We start from the raw sequence: 17,704 nt of genomic DNA on the forward strand, positions 1-17,704 counted from the left end.
ATACATACTCTTGTTTAAACATATAAGGAGGAATACAAATGGCAATTACTGCACAGCAAGTAAAAGAACTGCGTGAAAAAACTGGCGCGGGCATGATGGATTGTAAAAAAGCGTTAACTGAAACTGACGGAGATATGGACAAAGCAATTGACCTTCTAAGAGAAAAAGGGATTGCAAAAGCAGCGAAAAAAGCTGACCGTATCGCAGCAGAAGGTTCTACTCTTATTAAAACTGACGGCAACAAAGGCGTTATCCTAGAAGTAAACTCTGAAACTGATTTCGTTGCGAAAAACGAAGGCTTCAAAGAGCTTCTTAACACTTTAGCTGACCACCTTCTTGCAAACACGCCAGCAGATGTTGAAGAAGCAATGGGTCAAAAAATGGAAAATGGCTCAACTGTTGAAGAGTACATCACAAGCGCAGTTGCTAAAATCGGTGAGAAAATCACTCTTCGCCGCTTTACAGTTCTTACAAAAGACGACAGCTCTGCATTCGGTGCTTACCTTCACATGGGCGGCCGCATCGGTGTATTAACTGTTCTCAACGGTACAACTGATGAAGAAACTGCGAAAGATATCGCAATGCACGTTGCTGCGGTTAACCCTCGTTACATTTCTCGTGATCAAGTATCTGAAGAAGAAACAAATCATGAGCGTCAAATCTTAACTCAGCAAGCCCTCCAAGAAGGCAAACCTGAAAACATCGTAGCGAAAATGGTTGAAGGCCGTCTGAACAAATTCTTCGAAGAAATTTGTCTATTAGACCAAGCGTTCGTTAAAAACCCAGATGAAAAAGTGAAACAAGTTATTGCAGCGAAAAACGCTACTGTTCAAACTTTTGTCCGCTATGAAGTTGGAGAAGGCATCGAAAAACGTCAAGAAAACTTTGCTGAAGAAGTAATGAACCAAGTGAAAAAATAATGGTGAAAAGATTTCGCGGCTAAGTCGCGTCTTTTCAGGCAGTATAGGGGACACATTTTGTGTTCCCTATTTTTAAAACTATATTTACAAACCTTTTTTTCTCTTGCATAATAGAAAACGGCAATGTTTACACTTGGAGGTTATCATGGAAAAACCAAAATACAAACGTATCGTATTAAAGCTTAGCGGGGAAGCATTGGCAGGAGAACAGGGAAATGGAATTAACCCGACTGTCATTCAATCCATTGCAAAGCAAGTGAAGGAAATCGCTGAGCTTGAAGTCGAAGTGGCTGTTGTAGTAGGTGGCGGCAACTTATGGCGCGGAAAAACAGGAAGTGACCTGGGCATGGACCGCGCGACTGCTGACTATATGGGAATGCTGGCGACAGTAATGAATTCGCTTGCTCTTCAAGACAGCTTGGAAACACTCGGAATCCAGTCCAGAGTGCAAACATCCATTGAAATGAGACAAGTTGCTGAACCGTACATAAGAAGAAAAGCGATACGCCACTTAGAGAAAAAACGTGTCGTTATTTTCGCTGCGGGCACAGGAAACCCATATTTCTCAACTGATACGACAGCTGCACTGCGGGCTGCTGAAATTGAGGCAGACGTTATTTTAATGGCTAAAAATAACGTTGACGGTGTGTATAATGCTGATCCTAGAAAAGATGAATCAGCTGTTAAGTATGAATCACTTTCTTATCTTGACGTTCTTAAAGACGGCCTGGAAGTCATGGATTCAACAGCTTCCTCTTTATGCATGGACAATGACATTCCGCTTATCGTCTTTTCTATTATGGAAGAAGGAAATATCAAACGTGCCGTTATCGGTGAATCAATCGGAACGATCGTGAGGGGGAAATAACGTGTCAAAAGAAGTATTAACTCAAACAAAAGAAAAAATGGAAAAAGCAATTGCTGCTTATCAGCGCGAATTGGCTACTGTACGCGCAGGGCGTGCAAATCCATCATTATTAGATAAAGTAACGGTTGAATATTACGGAGCGCAGACACCTTTAAATCAGTTGTCTTCTATTAACGTGCCTGAAGCTCGTATGCTCGTTATCACACCATACGACAAAACAGCAATCGGCGATATCGAAAAAGCGATTTTAAAAGCTGATTTAGGTCTTACACCAACAAGTGACGGCAATATGATTCGAATTGCAATTCCGGCACTAACAGAAGAGAGACGGAAAGAATTAGTGAAAGTTGTAAAAAAATATGCTGAAGAAGCAAAAGTAGCTGTTCGTAACGTTCGCCGTGATGCTAACGATGATCTCAAAAAACTTGAGAAAAACGGAGACATTACTGAGGATGAACTGCGTGCTTCCACTGAAGACGTTCAAAAACTGACAGATGAATATGTGTCAAAAATTGACAGTGTCACAAAAGACAAAGAAAAAGAAATCATGGAAGTTTAATGAAAAACTATGTACAATAGATAATAGTGAAAAGACCCTCTCATGTTTACAGGGGGTTTTTTTGTTAATACTGTTGATTACATTGATTATCAGCAGGGAATGTAACCTTTTTGGGTGACGGAGGAATCTCATGCTCAACATACTCAAAAATTGGAAGAATCAGCAAACAGCGGCTTCCAACTTAGAACGTTATACAAAAGAAGACATACTTAAGGGAGAAATTCCCGAACACATCGCCATTATCATGGATGGAAATGGCCGTTGGGCTAAAAAACGCTCTCTTCCCAGAATTGCAGGCCACCATGAAGGGATGAAGGTGGTAAAAAGGACCACGAAGCTCGCAAACGAATTAGGTGTCAAAGTACTGACATTGTATGCATTTTCAACAGAAAACTGGAAAAGACCGAAAATGGAAGTCGATTTTTTAATGAAGCTTCCGGAAGAATTTTTGAATACGTATCTTCCAGAGCTTGTTGAGGAAAATGTACAGGTTCGGATCATTGGGGATGAAACGGCTTTGCCGGCGCACACATTACGTGCGATTGAAAAAGCTGTACAGGACACGGCGCAAAACGACGGAATGATCCTTAATTTTGCTCTTAACTATGGAGGCCGTACTGAAATTGTCAGTGCTGCAAAATCACTCGCGGAAAAAGTGAAGGAAGGCTCTTTGAATGTTGAAGACATTGATGAATCGCTTTTTTCTACTTATTTGATGACTGAATCTTTGCAGGATCCTGAACTTTTAATTCGAACGAGCGGCGAGATAAGGCTGAGTAATTTTATGCTATGGCAGGTTGCTTACAGTGAATTTGTCTTTACTGACGTCTTGTGGCCTGACTTTAAAGAAGATCACTTCTTGCAGGCGTTAGGAGAGTTTCAGCAGAGAGGCCGGAGGTTTGGCGGAATTTAGAGGATGGTGGACATGAAACAAAGAATTTTGACAGGTGTTCTGGCAGCAATTGTATTTTTATTTTTGGTTATTGTCGGGAAATTGCCGTTCACCATATTAATTTATGCTATGGGCAGTGTGGCGCTTTTTGAACTTTTACGGATGAAAAAGCTGAAGCTGGTTTCACTGCCTGGTTTGATCGGTCTTTTATTATTGTGGATGTTCTTATTGCCAAGCCAGTATTCGTTTTTTGAAGCGGACGGGATTTCCAAAATGGAAATCGCTTTATTTGCGGTACTGCTATTGCTGACTTACACAGTGTTGGTCAAGAACACCTTTACTTTTGATGAAGTCGGGTTTATTACGCTTGCAGCAATTTACATCGGAATGTGTTTTCATTATTTTATCGAAATCAGAAATCTTGACCAATACGGATTAACATACATTTTTTATGCGTGTGTTGTCATTTGGTCCACCGATTCCGGTGCCTATTTTGTCGGTAAATCGCTTGGGAAGCGGAAACTGTGGCCTGAAATCAGTCCGAATAAAACAGTGGAAGGGTTTGCAGGCGGAATTGTCATCGCACTTGTATTGGCGACGATTTTTCAGCTTGTTGCACAACTTCCGATCCCGTATATCTATCTGCTGTTGATCACGCTGTTTTTGTCTGTTTTTGGACAACTGGGAGATTTAGTGGAATCCGCGTTGAAAAGACATTACGATGTAAAGGATTCTGGGAATATTCTTCCCGGGCATGGCGGTATATTAGACCGTTTTGACAGTTTCTTGTTTGTCATGCCTTTCTTGTACTTTCTGCTTGCCCTTTTTTCATAAAAAAGTCTAATATGAATATGAGACTGATCATGCAGCAATAAGAATAGGAGTAGTGGCAACTTTGAAAAATATTTGTCTTTTAGGAGCAACAGGATCAATCGGCGAACAGACTCTTGATGTACTGCGTGCACATCAAGATCAATTTCAGCTGGTATCTATGTCGTTTGGCAGAAATATTGATAAGGCCGTTCCAGTGATTGAGGCCTTTCAGCCGAAGTTTGTCTCTGTCGGTGATCTGGATACATATCATAAATTAAAACAAATGTCTTTTTCTTTTGAATGCCAAATTGGGCTGGGAGAAGAAGGACTGATAGAAGCAGCAGTGATGGAGGAGGTTGACATTGTTGTCAACGCTTTGCTTGGAAGCGTCGGTCTTATCCCGACGTTAAAGGCAATTGAACAGAAAAAAACAATTGCGCTTGCAAATAAGGAAACTCTTGTCACTGCAGGGCATATAGTAAAAGAACATGCTAAGAAATATGACGTTCCGCTGCTGCCTGTTGACAGTGAGCATTCAGCCATTTTTCAAGCTCTTCAAGGCGAACAGGCTAAAAACATTGAACGCCTCATCATAACGGCATCCGGCGGAAGTTTTCGGGACAAGACGCGGGAGGAGCTCGAATCAGTAACGGTTGAAGATGCATTAAAACATCCAAACTGGTCAATGGGTGCAAAAATTACAATTGATTCGGCTACAATGATGAATAAGGGATTAGAGGTGATCGAGGCACACTGGCTTTTCGATATACCTTATGAACAAATTGATGTGGTTTTACATAAGGAGAGCATCATCCATTCAATGGTTGAGTTCCATGATAAAAGTGTGATCGCACAGCTCGGAACTCCGGATATGAGAGTCCCCATTCAATATGCGCTCACTTATCCTGACCGATTGCCATTACCAGATGCGAAAAGGCTTGAATTATGGGAAATCGGCAGCCTTCATTTTGAGAAAGCTGATTTTGACAGGTTCCGATGCTTACAATTTGCTTTTGAATCAGGTAAAATAGGAGGAACAATGCCGACAGTGCTAAATGCGGCAAATGAAGTAGCTGTCGCTGCCTTTTTAGCTGGCAAGATACCGTTTTTGGCTATTGAAGACTGTATCGAAAAGGCACTAACCCGCCATCAATTACTGAAAAAACCGAGCCTGGCGGACATTCAAGAAGTGGACAAAGATACCCGGGGATACGTCAATTCAATACTCACATAAGGTGGTATGTTCGTGAATACAGTTATAGCGTTTATCATTATTTTCGGAACGCTCGTTTTCTTCCATGAACTGGGCCATTTATTGCTAGCCCAAAGAGCGGGAATTCTCTGCCGTGAATTTGCGATCGGCTTCGGTCCAAAGATTTTTTCTTTCAAAAAAAATGAAACAGTTTATACGATCAGGCTGCTTCCGGTCGGCGGATTTGTTCGTATGGCCGGCGAAGATCCGGAAATGATTGAGGTGAAACCCGGATACACGGTCGGGCTTCTGTTTAATAAAGAAGATCAAGTTGAGAAAGTCATCATCAATCAAAAGGAAAAATATCCGGATGCTTTAGTCATTGAAGTGGAAACAGCTGATCTAGAGCATGACATGAAGATCACCGGTTATGAACAGGGGAAAGAGGACGAACTTTCCAGCTTTACTGTCAGCGAAACATCCTTTTTTATTGTAGACGGAGAAGAAGTGCAGATTGCGCCGTATAATCGCCAATTTGGTTCCAAACCTGTGTGGCAGCGGATTAAAGCAATTGCTGCAGGGCCGATTATGAACTTTATTTTAGCTTACGTCATTTTAGTGATGCTTGGGCTGATTCAAGGCGTACCGTCAAATGAACCTATGCTCGGGCAACTGACAGACAATGGACGGGCGGCTGAAGCAGGGCTAAAAGAAGGGGATTATATCCAAAGCATTAACGGAGAGAAAATGAGGTCTTGGACTGACATTGTCTCCGCTGTAAAAGAAAACCCGGAGAAAGAAATGGACGTTGCAGTAAAAAGAGATAACAAAACGCTTCATATTTCGGTGACTCCGGAAGCTGTTAAAGATGAGAACAAAAAAACAATCGGACGTTTCGGTTCCTATGCGCCGACTGAAAAAGGCGTACTCTCAGCGGTTGCTTACGGCGCGACATCAACAGTTGATGTCACCAAAGCCATTTTAACCAATCTGAGCAAATTAGTAACAGGCCAATTTAAACTCGATATGCTGTCAGGTCCTGTCGGCATTTATGACATGACAGACCAAGTGGCGAAAACAGGGATCGTGAACTTATTTCAGTTTGCGGCGTTTTTAAGCATTAATCTTGGGATTGTCAACCTGCTTCCGATTCCGGCACTTGACGGAGGAAGACTGTTGTTTCTATTTATTGAAGCGATTCGGGGCAAACCGATTAACAGGGAAAAAGAAGCATTTGTTGTGTTTATCGGAGTAGCTTTCTTAATGCTTCTTATGCTGGTTGTCACATGGAACGATATCCAGCGGCTGTTTTTGTAAACGAAAAGTAAATCAATCAGAGGTGCGAAGAAATGAGACAAAGCTTGACGCTTATTCCTACGCTCCGTGAAGTTCCAGCTGATGCCGAAGCAAAAAGTCATCAGCTTCTTCTGAGAGCAGGATTTATCAGACAGAATACGAGCGGGGTATACAGCTATATGCCTCTTGCGTATAAGGTGATTCAAAACATTCAGCAGATTGTTCGAGAAGAAATGGAGAAAATTGATGCCGTAGAAATGCTCATGCCCGCATTGCAGCAGGCAGAGACATGGCAGGAATCAGGCAGATGGTATACGTATGGTCCCGAACTGATGAGACTAAAAGACCGTCATGGCCGTGAATTTGCTTTAGGGGCAACGCATGAAGAGGTTATCACTTCGCTTGTTCGCGATGAGGTTAAATCTTATAAGCGTCTCCCTCTGACTCTTTATCAAATTCAGTCTAAGTTCAGAGATGAAAAACGTCCTCGCTTCGGTTTGTTAAGAGGCCGCGAATTTATTATGAAGGATGCGTACTCTTTCCATGCATCTGCAGAGAGCCTGGATGAAACGTATCAAAAAATGTACGAGGCCTATTCTAATATTTTTGCCCGCTGCGGCATTAATGTAAGACCTGTTATCGCTGATTCAGGCGCAATGGGAGGAAAGGATACGCACGAATTTATGGCACTTTCTGCGATCGGAGAGGATACGATTGCGTATTCTGATGAATCACAGTACGCGGCTAATATCGAGATGGCTGAAGTTCTTCACCAGGAAGTTCCTTCAGATGAAGAGCCTAAAGCTCTAGAGAAGGTTCATACGCCTAACGTGAAAACAATCGAAGAACTGACTGCGTTCTTACAGGTTTCGGCTGAAGCGTGCATTAAGTCAGTATTGTTTAAAGCGGATGACCGTTTTGTCTTAGTGCTTGTAAGAGGGGATCATGAAGTTAACGATATTAAAGTGAAAAACTTGCTTCATGCAGAAGTTGTAGAGCTTGCCACACATGAAGAGGTCATTCAGCAGCTCGGAACAGAGCCAGGCTTTGTAGGCCCTGTCGGTATTCATCAGGATGTGGAAGTATATGCCGATCAAGCTGTGAAAGCAATGGTTAATGCTGTTGCCGGGGCAAATGAAGGAGATCATCATTATAAAAATGTCAATGTGAATCGTGACGCGCAAATTAAAGAATTTGCTGATCTTCGTTTTATTAAAGAAGGTGATCCTTCACCAGACGGCAAGGGAACGATCCGTTTTGCTGAGGGAATCGAAGTCGGACAAGTCTTTAAGCTCGGAACACGCTATTCAGAAGCGATGAATGCGACATATTTAGATGAAAACGGACGCTCGCAGCCAATGCTGATGGGCTGTTACGGAATCGGTGTGTCAAGAACGCTTTCTGCTATTGCTGAACAGCATCACGACGAAAAAGGATTAATATGGCCAAAAAGCGTTGCCCCGTACGATCTTCATATTCTTGCATTGAACATGAAAAACGATGGGCAAAGAGAGCTTGCTGAAAAGCTGTATGCCGATTTAAAAGCGGAAGGCTATGAAGTGCTCTATGACGACCGTGCTGAGCGTGCCGGTGTAAAATTCGCTGATTCAGATCTAATCGGCCTTCCAATCCGCATCACTGTCGGAAAACGAGCTGACGAAGGAATCGTCGAAGTGAAAATTCGTCAAACTGGTGAGTCAACTGAGATTTCAGTAGACGAATTATCTGCGTTTATCAGCAAGCAGTAATCACCATAACGATTTATCAAAAAACATGTTAAAATAGAAATAATAGAAGGTACCTCATTGCCTGAGGTACCTTCACTTATGATGTTTTTAGGGAGGGATACTGTCTTAATGGAACAGTTATCAGTAAACAGAAGGCAGTTTCAAATTCTTCTGCAGCAGATTAATATGACAGATGATACCTTCATGACATACTTTGAACATGGCGAGATTAAAAAGCTGACAATTCACAAAGCTTCTAAGTCTTGGCATTTTCATTTTCAATTTAAATCTTTGCTGCCTTTTCAAATATATGACACATTAACAACGAGGCTGACGCAATCGTTTGCCCACATAGCAAAAGTGACATCTTCAATTGAAGTTCAGGATGCCGAGGTCAGTGAAAGTATTGTTCAAGACTACTGGTCACGCTGCATAGAAGAACTGCAGGGCATTTCGCCGCCGATTGTCAGTCTTTTAAACCAGCAAAAACCGAAGCTGAAGGGCAATAAACTGATTGTCAAAACCAAAACGGATACAGAAGCGGCTGCGCTAAAAAACAAATACAGTTCCATGATTCAAGCAGGCTACCGTCAATTTGGCTTTCCGGATCTTCAGCTTGATGCTGAAATATTTGTATCCGAGCAGGAAGTTCAAAAGTTTCGGGAGCAAAAGCTTGCAGAAGACCAAGAGCGGGCTATGCAGGCCTTGATTGAAATGGAGAAGAAAGATAAAGAAAGTGATGAAGACCAAGCACCATCTGGTCCTCTTGTTATCGGTTATCAAATTAAAGATAACGAGGAAATCCGGACACTTGACAGCATCATGGACGAAGAACGGAGAATTACGGTCCAAGGTTATCTGTTTGATGTGGAGACGCGCGAGCTGAAGAGCGGGCGCACGCTGTGTATCTTCAAAATTACAGACTATACAAATAGTATTTTGATCAAAATGTTTGCACGTGAAAAAGAAGATGCGGCACTGATGAAGTCTCTGAAAAAAGGAATGTGGGTAAAAGCACGCGGAAGCATTCAAAATGATACATTTGTCAGAGACCTTGTCATGATCGCAAATGACGTAAACGAAATAAAAGCAAAAACCCGTGAAGATTCAGCACCTGAAGGAGAAAAAAGAGTGGAATTGCATCTTCATTCCCCAATGAGCCAAATGGATGCTGTTACGGGTATCGGAAAGCTTGTCGAACAGGCGAAAAAATGGGGGCATGAGGCCATCGCTTTGACCGACCATGCTGTCGTTCAATCCTTCCCTGATGCGTATTCTGCGGCCAAAAAGCATGGAATTAAAATGATTTACGGGATGGAAGCGAATCTCGTGGATGATGGCGTGCCAATTGCTTATAATGCCGCACATCGTCTGCTCGAAGAAGAAACATATGTTGTTTTTGACGTTGAGACGACAGGATTGTCTGCTGTATACGATACCATTATTGAGCTGGCTGCAGTAAAAGTAAAAGGCGGAGAAATTATTGATAAATTTGAGGCGTTTGCGAACCCGCATCGTCCACTTTCCGCCACTATCATAGAGCTGACAGGGATCACTGATGATATGCTACAAGACGCTCCGGATGTCGTAGATGTAATAAGAGATTTCAGAGAATGGATTGGCGATGATATCCTTGTCGCTCATAATGCAAGCTTTGATATGGGATTCTTAAATGTAGCCTATAAAAAGCTTCTTGAAGTCGATAAAGCTAAAAACCCAGTCATTGACACGCTAGAACTAGGACGTTTTCTCTATCCGGAATTTAAGAACCACCGGTTGAACACACTTTGTAAAAAGTTTGATATCGAACTCACACAGCATCACCGTGCGATCTATGATACTGAGGCAACCGCTTATTTGCTTCTGAAAATGCTGAAAGACGCAGCTGAAAAAGGCATTCAGTACCATGATGAGTTGAATGAAAATATGGGTCAGTCCAATGCTTATCAAAGATCAAGACCGTATCATGCAACATTACTTGCCGTGAACAGCACGGGACTTAAAAATTTATTTAAGCTTGTGTCACTTTCTCATATTCATTATTTTTACAGAGTGCCGCGTATTCCGAGATCTCAGCTTGAGAAATACAGGGAAGGGCTGCTGATCGGTTCTGCCTGTGACAGGGGAGAGGTTTTTGAGGGAATGATGCAAAAATCGCCTGAAGAGGTGGAAGATATCGCGTCATTCTATGATTACCTTGAGGTTCAGCCGCCTGAAGTGTATCGTCACTTGCTGGAGCTTGAACTGGTCCGGGATGAAAAAGCGCTGAAAGAAATTATTGCGAATATCACGAAGCTGGGGGAAAAGCTTAATAAACCGGTTGTTGCTACGGGAAATGTTCATTACTTGAATGATGAGGATAAAATCTACAGAAAGATTTTAATATCCTCACAAGGCGGGGCAAATCCGCTGAATAGGCATGAACTGCCGAAAGTGCATTTCAGAACGACAGACGAAATGCTTGAAGCTTTTTCTTTCTTAGGTGAAGAAAAAGCGAAGGAGATCGTAGTCACCAATACCCAAAAGGTTGCTTCTTTAGTTGATGACATCAAGCCGATTAAAGATGATTTATATACGCCGAAAATCGAAGGCGCTGATGAAGAGATCAGAGAAATGAGCTATCAGCGTGCAAGAAGCATTTATGGGGAAGAGCTGCCTGAAATTGTCGAAGCGCGGATTGAAAAAGAGTTAAAGAGTATTATTGGCCACGGATTTGCTGTTATTTACTTGATCTCTCACAAACTTGTAAAACGTTCACTAGATGACGGGTATCTCGTTGGTTCCCGTGGTTCCGTAGGATCTTCATTAGTTGCGACACTTACTGAGATTACTGAGGTAAACCCGCTGCCGCCGCACTATGTTTGTCCTGAATGCCAGCATTCTGAGTTCTTTAATGACGGTTCTGTCGGTTCCGGTTTTGACCTGCCTGACAAGACATGCCCTCATTGCGGAACGCCTTTGAAAAAAGACGGTCATGATATTCCGTTTGAAACGTTCTTAGGATTTAAAGGGGACAAAGTACCTGATATCGATTTGAACTTCTCAGGGGAATATCAGCCGCAAGCACACAATTACACAAAAGTATTGTTCGGGGAAGACAATGTATATCGTGCGGGAACAATAGGCACGGTGGCAGAAAAAACAGCCTACGGTTATGTAAAAGGCTATGCCGGAGACAACAATCTTCATATGCGCGGTGCCGAAATAGATCGGCTCGTACAGGGATGCACAGGTGTAAAACGTACAACTGGACAACACCCTGGCGGTATTATCGTAGTTCCGGATTATATGGATATTTATGATTTTTCACCGATCCAGTTCCCGGCAGATGCCACAGGTTCAGAGTGGAAAACGACTCATTTTGATTTCCACTCCATCCATGACAACCTGTTAAAACTTGATATTCTCGGACACGATGACCCGACTGTTATTCGGATGCTTCAAGACTTAAGCGGAATAGATCCGAAAACAATTCCGACGGATGATCCTGAAGTGATGAAGATCTTCCAGGGAACCGAATCACTCGGTGTGACGGAAGAACAGATTGGCTGTAAAACGGGCACTCTTGGAATTCCTGAATTCGGAACCCGATTTGTCCGGCAGATGCTTGAAGATACAAAGCCGACCACTTTTTCTGAGCTCGTTCAGATTTCAGGCTTGTCTCACGGAACTGATGTATGGCTTGGCAATGCACAGGAGCTCATCCACAATAATATTTGTGAGCTGAGTGAGGTTATCGGCTGCCGTGATGACATTATGGTTTATTTAATCTATCAAGGCCTTGAGCCGTCCCTTGCCTTTAAAATCATGGAATTCGTGCGTAAAGGAAAAGGATTAACGCCTGAATGGGAAGAAGAAATGAAAAATAACAATGTCCCAGACTGGTATATTGATTCCTGTAAAAAGATTAAATACATGTTCCCGAAAGCCCACGCCGCGGCATATGTCTTAATGGCAGTCCGCATTGCTTACTTTAAAGTGCATCATGCTCTTTTGTATTATGCGGCTTATTTTACCGTTCGTGCAGATGACTTTGATATTGATACAATGATCAAGGGCTCTACAGCAATCAGAGCGGTAATGGAGGATATAAACGCTAAAGGACTTGATGCTTCACCGAAGGAAAAGAACCTTCTGACTGTTTTAGAATTAGCGCTTGAGATGTGTGAGAGAGGCTATTCATTTCAAAAAGTCGATTTATATCGCTCCAGCGCTACAGAGTTTATTATTGACGGCAACAGTCTTATTCCGCCGTTTAACTCTATTCCAGGGTTAGGGACGAACGCTGCTTTGAACATTGTAAAAGCTCGCGAAGAAGGCGAATTCCTCTCAAAAGAAGATTTGCAAAAGAGAGGGAAAGTATCAAAAACGATTTTAGAGTACTTAGATCGCCATGGCTGTCTGGAGTCACTGCCTGATCAAAACCAATTGTCACTGTTCTAATATGGAAAGCAGAATTTCTCAGAAATTCTGCTTCTATGCATACATAAGCGCAAAAAGTGCCATCGTAATATTAGAGTTTCTGTCACTTGCTTAGATATGAAGGTAAGCGTATATCCATTTGCAATAAAAATATGGTTATGGTATAGTTTTATTGGAAATGCTAACGATTACCGAGGCAAAGAGTGGGGAAACCCGCTCTTTTGTATTGAACAGGAGAATTTTGTCTCGACATGTTCATCGTTTACTTTTTAGCCCCTGCTCTTTTGAAGCAGGGTTTTTATGCAGAGTGACGAGACGAATATGAGATCGACAGCACAAGGAGGAAGAACATGAGCAAAAAAGTGACTGACACCGTTCAAGAAATGGCTCAGCCAATCGTAGACAGCCTTCAGCTGGAACTCGTTGACATTGAATTTGTCAAAGAGGGCCAAAGCTGGTTCCTTCGCGTGTTTATTGATTCCGATGACGGTGTGGATATTGAGGAATGTGCCAAAGTAAGCGAAGCTTTAAGCGAAAAGCTTGATGAGGCAGACCCAATCAGCCAAAATTACTTTCTTGAAGTCTCATCTCCAGGAGCTGAGCGTCCGCTAAAGAAAAAAGCCGATTTCGAAAAATCACTAGGAAAAAACGTATACATTAAGACGTATGAGCCTATTGACGGCGTAAAAGTGTTTGAAGGTGAACTGGCTGAATTTGATGGACAAACAGTGACAGTTGAGATCACGATCAAAACAAGAAAGAAACGGATCAATATTCCGTATGAAAAGATAGCTAATGCAAGATTAGCTGTTACATTCTAATGAATACAAATGTTTTAAGGGGGGAGACCGTTAAATGAGCAGTGAATTATTAGATGCTCTCACGATTCTTGAAAAAGAAAAAGGCATCAGTAAAGAAATTATCATCGAAGCAATCGAAGCTGCGTTAATTTCTGCTTATAAGCGGAATTTTAATCAAGCGCAAAATGTACGGGTGGATCTAAACCGTGAAACTGGCTCCATCCGTGTATTTGCAAGAAAAGATGTCGTTGACGAAGTGTACGACCAGAGATTAGAGATCTCAATTGAAGAGGCGCAGGGCATCCATCCGGAATATATGGTCGGAGATGTCGTCGAAATCGAAGTTACACCTAAGGATTTCGGGCGCATAGCTGCTCAAACAGCAAAGCAGGTCGTCACACAGCGTGTGCGCGAAGCTGAGCGCGGTGTGATCTATTCTGAATTTATCGACCGTGAAGAAGACATCATGACAGGGATCGTCCAGCGTCTGGACAATAAATTTATCTACGTGTCTTTAGGCAAAATAGAAGCCTTGCTGCCGGTTAATGAGCAAATGCCGAATGAAAGCTACAAGCCTCATGACCGCATTAAGGTATATATCACAAAAGTAGAAAAAACAACGAAGGGCCCGCAGATTTATGTGTCAAGAACACATCCAGGCCTGTTAAAGCGTTTGTTTGAAATTGAAGTGCCTGAAATTTATGATGGAACTGTCGAGCTAAAATCTGTTGCCAGAGAAGCCGGCGACCGTTCAAAAATTTCTGTTCGCACAGATGATCCTGACGTTGATCCTGTCGGTTCATGCGTAGGGCCTAAAGGCCAGCGTGTGCAAGCAATCGTCAATGAATTAAAAGGTGAAAAAATTGACATTGTCAACTGGTCCAGTGATCCTGTAGAATTTGTCGCGAATGCGCTCAGCCCTTCCAAAGTGCTTGATGTCATTGTTAATGAAGAAGAAAAAGCGACAACTGTTATTGTTCCTGATTACCAGCTGTCTCTGGCAATTGGCAAAAGAGGACAAAACGCACGCTTAGCTGCTAAACTGACAGGCTGGAAGATTGATATTAAGAGCGAAACGGACGCAAGAGAACTTGGAATCTATCCGAGAGAACTTGAAGAAGATGATGAGCCGCTCTTTACGGAGCCTGAAACTGCTGAATCGGATGAATAAGAGGTGACTTTAGGTGAATAAACACAAAAAGATCCCATTACGCAAATGTGTAGTGACTGGTGAAATGAAGCCTAAAAAGGAACTGATCCGAGTTGTACGGTCGAAAGAAGGCGAAATCTCAGTAGACCCGACCGGAAAAAAGAATGGGCGGGGTGCTTATTTAACGCTGGATAAAGAGTGCATCTTAGCAGCAAAAAAGAAAAACACTTTGCAAAATCAATTTCAATCACAAATCGATGACCAGATTTTCGATGAATTGCTGGAACTGGCGGAAAAGGTGAAAAAATAAAATGTCTGGAATGGAATGGTTTCCCTTGCTGGGTCTGGCCAATCGAGCTCGTAAGGTCGTGTCAGGCGAAGACTTGGTAATAAAAGAAATCAGGAATGCGCGTGCAAAGCTTGTCCTGCTTACAGAGGATGCATCATCTAACACAGCAAAAAAAGTAACTGACAAGTGCAATTATTATAAAGTCCCTTATAAAAAAGTCGAGAGTCGCGCGGTTCTTGGACGCTCTATCGGTAAAGAAGCCCGTGTCGTTGTCGCCGTCACTGACCAAGGTTTTGCGAATAAGCTGATCAGCTTGCTCGATTAATATTTTTGGGGGTGAACGAATGGCTAAAATGAGAGTATACGAATATGCAAAAGCGTTAAATGTTTCAAGTAAGGAAATTTTGACCGCACTGAAGAACATGGATTTAGAAGTGAATAATCACATGGCCATGCTTGAAGAAAAGGCCATTAAAAAGCTTGATGCCAAATATAAAAAAGGCGGCGCAGCTGCTAAATCTCAAAAGCCAGCAGAAACGAACAAAAACAAACAGCCACAAGGGGTTAATCAGCAATCAGCTGGAAATCAACCAAATAAAATTCGAGACGGAAAGAAGAATGACGTGCAGAATAATCAATTTAACAAAAACAAGAAGAATAACAACAACAAAAAAAATAAACGCAACAACAACAATAATAAAAACCAACATCAGCAAAAGCCTGTAAAGCCGAAAAAAGAGCTTCCTGAGAAAATTACATTCTCTGGCACTTTAACAGTTGGCGCACTTGCTGAAGAGCTTGGCAAAGAGCCTTCAGAAATCATTAAAAAGCTGATGCTTCTTGGCGTAATGGCAACCATTAACCAAGAGCTTGATAAAGACACAATCGAACTCATTGCATCAGAATATGGTGTTGAAACAGAAGAGGTCATTGTGCTTGAAGAAACAGAGCTGGAAAAATACGAAGAGCCTGATAATGAAGAGGATCTTGAAATTCGTCCGCCTGTCGTGACAATCATGGGCCACGTTGACCATGGGAAAACAACGCTTCTTGACAGCATCCGTAAAACAAAGGTTGTTGAAGGAGAAGCAGGCGGAATCACTCAGCATATCGGCGCTTATCAAATTGAAGAGAACGGCAAGAAAATCACGTTCTTGGATACACCGGGCCACGCCGCATTTACAACAATGCGTGCACGCGGTGCAGAAGTAACTGATATTACGATTCTTGTCGTAGCTGCCGATGACGGTGTCATGCCGCAAACAGTTGAAGCGATTAACCATGCAAAAGCAGCAGAGGTTCCAATCATCGTTGCTGTGAATAAAATAGATAAAGAATCCGCAAACCCTGACCGTGTGATGCAAGAACTGACGGAATACGGACTTGTCCCTGAAGCTTGGGGCGGAGAAACCATTTTTGTGCCGCTTTCCGCTTTAACTGGAAAAGGCATTGATGAGCTCGTTGAAATGATTTTGCTTGTCAGTGAGGTAGAGGAACTGAAAGCGAATCCGAACCGTCAGGCAAAAGGAACGGTTATTGAAGCTGAACTCGATAAAGGCAGAGGGTCAGTCGCGACATTGCTCGTACAGACTGGAACACTGCATGTCGGTGATCCGATCGTAGTCGGCAATACATTTGGCCGTGTCCGTGCAATGGTTAACGACATTGGCCGCCGTGTGAAAACTGCCGGCCCGTCAACTCCGGTTGAAATTACCGGTTTGAATGATGTCCCTCAAGCGGGAGACCAATTCCTTGTCTTTAAGGATGAAAAAACAGCTCGTTCTGTCGGTGAAGCCCGTGCTTCGAAACAGCTTGAAGAGCAGCGCAGCGATAAAGCGAAGCTCAGTCTTGATGATTTATTCGAGCAAATTAAGCAAGGTGATGTAAAAGACATCAACCTCATCGTAAAAGCTGACGTTCAAGGATCTGCTGAAGCTTTAACGGCTGCACTTCAAAAAATTGAAGTAGAAGGCGTTAAAGTGAAAATCATCCATACAGGCGTTGGTGCGATTACTGAATCAGACATTATCTTGGCATCTGCTTCCAATGCAATTGTTATCGGGTTTAATGTGAGACCGGACGGAAATGCTAAGAGTACGGCTGAAGCTGAAAATGTAGATATTCGACTTCACCGTATCATTTACAAAGTAATCGACGAGATCGAAGCTGCCATGAAAGGTATGCTTGATCCTGAATATGAAGAAAAAGTAATTGGTCAAGTAGAAGTACGCCAAACATTCAAAGTATCTAAAATCGGTACAATTGCCGGCGGATATGTTACTGAAGGAACCATTACGCGCGACAGCGGCCTCCGTTTAATTCGTGACGGCGTCGTCATCTTTGAAGGCGAAGTAGATGTTCTGAAACGCTTTAAAGACGATGTGAAAGAAGTTTCACAAGGCTATGAATGTGGTATTACAATTAAGAAATACAATGACATTCGTGAAGGTGACATCCTTGAAGCGTTTGTCATGCAAGAAATTGAAAGAACGTGATCGGATTTGCGGAGTGTGAATGCATCATTTATGATGCAGGATCGCTAAAAGAAAAGCGTGCCGTTCTGAAGCGGGTTTTAACCAGGGTTCAAAACAAGTTCAATGTTTCGATTTCGGAGATTGGCTATCAGGACACCTGGCAAAGAACCAGCTTCGGAATCGCCGCTGTTTCTTCCTCTCGCGTTCAAACAGAAAAAGAACTGCAACGCGTCCTAGCGTTTATCGATTCTTTTCCTGAAATTGAACGGACGATCACTAGGACAGAGTGGTTTTAACTTAGA

General features: G+C 42.5%; 15 protein-coding genes. All 15 read left to right on the top strand.

Annotation, left to right across the window (positions count from 1 at the left end; translation table 11 throughout):
* The first annotated feature begins 38 nt into the window (after positions 1–38).
* The 15 genes from tsf (at position 39) to FB592_RS09640 (ending at position 17,698) form a co-directional block, all read left to right on the top strand.
* Positions 39–920 carry a translation elongation factor Ts gene (gene tsf, locus FB592_RS09570; protein ID WP_003231929.1) on the top strand — a complete coding sequence of 294 codons (882 nt, stop codon included), beginning with the start codon at positions 39–41 and terminating at the stop codon, positions 918–920.
* 145 nt (positions 921–1,065) lie between these two features.
* Positions 1,066–1,788: a UMP kinase gene (gene pyrH / locus FB592_RS09575; protein WP_003220923.1), complete on the top strand. Its 723-nt coding sequence runs from the start codon at positions 1,066–1,068 to the stop codon at positions 1,786–1,788.
* 1 nt (position 1,789) lies between these two features.
* Positions 1,790–2,347, top strand: coding sequence for a ribosome recycling factor (frr, locus tag FB592_RS09580; RefSeq protein ID WP_003231927.1), 558 nt, complete (start codon positions 1,790–1,792; stop codon positions 2,345–2,347).
* Positions 2,348–2,477: 130 nt separating this feature from the next.
* Positions 2,478–3,260 carry an undecaprenyl pyrophosphate synthase gene (locus tag FB592_RS09585; protein ID WP_121591803.1) on the top strand — a complete coding sequence of 261 codons (783 nt, stop codon included), beginning with the start codon at positions 2,478–2,480 and terminating at the stop codon, positions 3,258–3,260.
* A 3-nt stretch (positions 3,261–3,263) separates the two neighbouring features.
* Positions 3,264–4,073: a phosphatidate cytidylyltransferase gene (gene cdsA / locus FB592_RS09590; protein ID WP_003231924.1), complete on the top strand. Its 810-nt coding sequence runs from the start codon at positions 3,264–3,266 to the stop codon at positions 4,071–4,073.
* Between the two features lie 61 nt (positions 4,074–4,134).
* Positions 4,135–5,286, top strand: coding sequence for a 1-deoxy-D-xylulose-5-phosphate reductoisomerase (dxr, locus tag FB592_RS09595; protein WP_121591805.1), 1,152 nt, complete (start codon positions 4,135–4,137; stop codon positions 5,284–5,286).
* Between the two features lie 6 nt (positions 5,287–5,292).
* Positions 5,293–6,561, top strand: coding sequence for an RIP metalloprotease RseP (rseP, locus tag FB592_RS09600; protein ID WP_010886508.1), 1,269 nt, complete (start codon positions 5,293–5,295; stop codon positions 6,559–6,561).
* Positions 6,562–6,593: 32 nt separating this feature from the next.
* Positions 6,594–8,288: a proline--tRNA ligase gene (gene proS / locus FB592_RS09605; protein WP_141949460.1), complete on the top strand. Its 1,695-nt coding sequence runs from the start codon at positions 6,594–6,596 to the stop codon at positions 8,286–8,288.
* Between the two features lie 108 nt (positions 8,289–8,396).
* On the top strand, positions 8,397–12,710 hold the full coding sequence (locus FB592_RS09610) for a PolC-type DNA polymerase III (RefSeq protein ID WP_141949461.1): 4,314 nt from the start codon (positions 8,397–8,399) through the stop codon (positions 12,708–12,710).
* A 329-nt stretch (positions 12,711–13,039) separates the two neighbouring features.
* On the top strand, positions 13,040–13,510 hold the full coding sequence (rimP, locus tag FB592_RS09615) for a ribosome maturation factor RimP (RefSeq protein ID WP_003231915.1): 471 nt from the start codon (positions 13,040–13,042) through the stop codon (positions 13,508–13,510).
* A gap of 34 nt (positions 13,511–13,544) precedes the next feature.
* Positions 13,545–14,660, top strand: a complete 1,116-nt coding sequence (nusA, locus tag FB592_RS09620) for a transcription termination factor NusA (protein ID WP_003231912.1) — start codon at positions 13,545–13,547, stop codon at positions 14,658–14,660.
* Between the two features lie 13 nt (positions 14,661–14,673).
* Entirely contained in the window at positions 14,674–14,949 is a 276-nt protein-coding gene (gene rulR, locus FB592_RS09625; protein ID WP_009967250.1) for a glucose-induced regulator RulR, read from the top strand.
* A gap of 1 nt (position 14,950) precedes the next feature.
* Positions 14,951–15,253, top strand: a complete 303-nt coding sequence (locus FB592_RS09630) for a YlxQ family RNA-binding protein (RefSeq protein WP_003220946.1) — start codon at positions 14,951–14,953, stop codon at positions 15,251–15,253.
* Positions 15,254–15,272: 19 nt separating this feature from the next.
* Positions 15,273–17,423, top strand: a complete 2,151-nt coding sequence (infB, locus tag FB592_RS09635) for a translation initiation factor IF-2 (protein ID WP_014479801.1) — start codon at positions 15,273–15,275, stop codon at positions 17,421–17,423.
* A complete protein-coding gene (locus FB592_RS09640; RefSeq protein WP_003231905.1) occupies positions 17,420–17,698 on the top strand; it encodes a DUF503 domain-containing protein in 279 nt (92 codons plus the stop codon). Before infB ends, FB592_RS09640 begins: the two co-directional genes overlap by 4 nt.
* The last annotated feature ends 6 nt before the right edge of the window (positions 17,699–17,704 follow it).

Origin of the sequence: Bacillus sp. SJZ110 (assembly GCF_006715455.1) — a bacterium.
GTDB classification, from domain to species: domain Bacteria; phylum Bacillota; class Bacilli; order Bacillales; family Bacillaceae; genus Bacillus; species Bacillus subtilis.

Excerpts from the sequence above, each read along its gene's own strand:
- tsf (WP_003231929.1), top strand. The coding sequence starts at position 39 with ATGGCAATTACTGCACAGCAAGTAAAAGAACTGCGTGAAAAAACTGGC.
- pyrH (WP_003220923.1), top strand. The coding sequence starts at position 1,066 with ATGGAAAAACCAAAATACAAACGTATCGTATTAAAGCTTAGCGGGGAA.
- FB592_RS09585 (WP_121591803.1), top strand. The coding sequence starts at position 2,478 with ATGCTCAACATACTCAAAAATTGGAAGAATCAGCAAACAGCGGCTTCC.
- cdsA (WP_003231924.1), top strand. The coding sequence starts at position 3,264 with ATGGTGGACATGAAACAAAGAATTTTGACAGGTGTTCTGGCAGCAATT.
- rseP (WP_010886508.1), top strand. The coding sequence starts at position 5,293 with ATGTTCGTGAATACAGTTATAGCGTTTATCATTATTTTCGGAACGCTC.
- proS (WP_141949460.1), top strand. The coding sequence starts at position 6,594 with ATGAGACAAAGCTTGACGCTTATTCCTACGCTCCGTGAAGTTCCAGCT.
- FB592_RS09610 (WP_141949461.1), top strand. The coding sequence starts at position 8,397 with ATGGAACAGTTATCAGTAAACAGAAGGCAGTTTCAAATTCTTCTGCAG.
- rimP (WP_003231915.1), top strand. The coding sequence starts at position 13,040 with ATGAGCAAAAAAGTGACTGACACCGTTCAAGAAATGGCTCAGCCAATC.
- nusA (WP_003231912.1), top strand. The coding sequence starts at position 13,545 with ATGAGCAGTGAATTATTAGATGCTCTCACGATTCTTGAAAAAGAAAAA.
- FB592_RS09630 (WP_003220946.1), top strand. The coding sequence starts at position 14,951 with ATGTCTGGAATGGAATGGTTTCCCTTGCTGGGTCTGGCCAATCGAGCT.
- infB (WP_014479801.1), top strand. The coding sequence starts at position 15,273 with ATGGCTAAAATGAGAGTATACGAATATGCAAAAGCGTTAAATGTTTCA.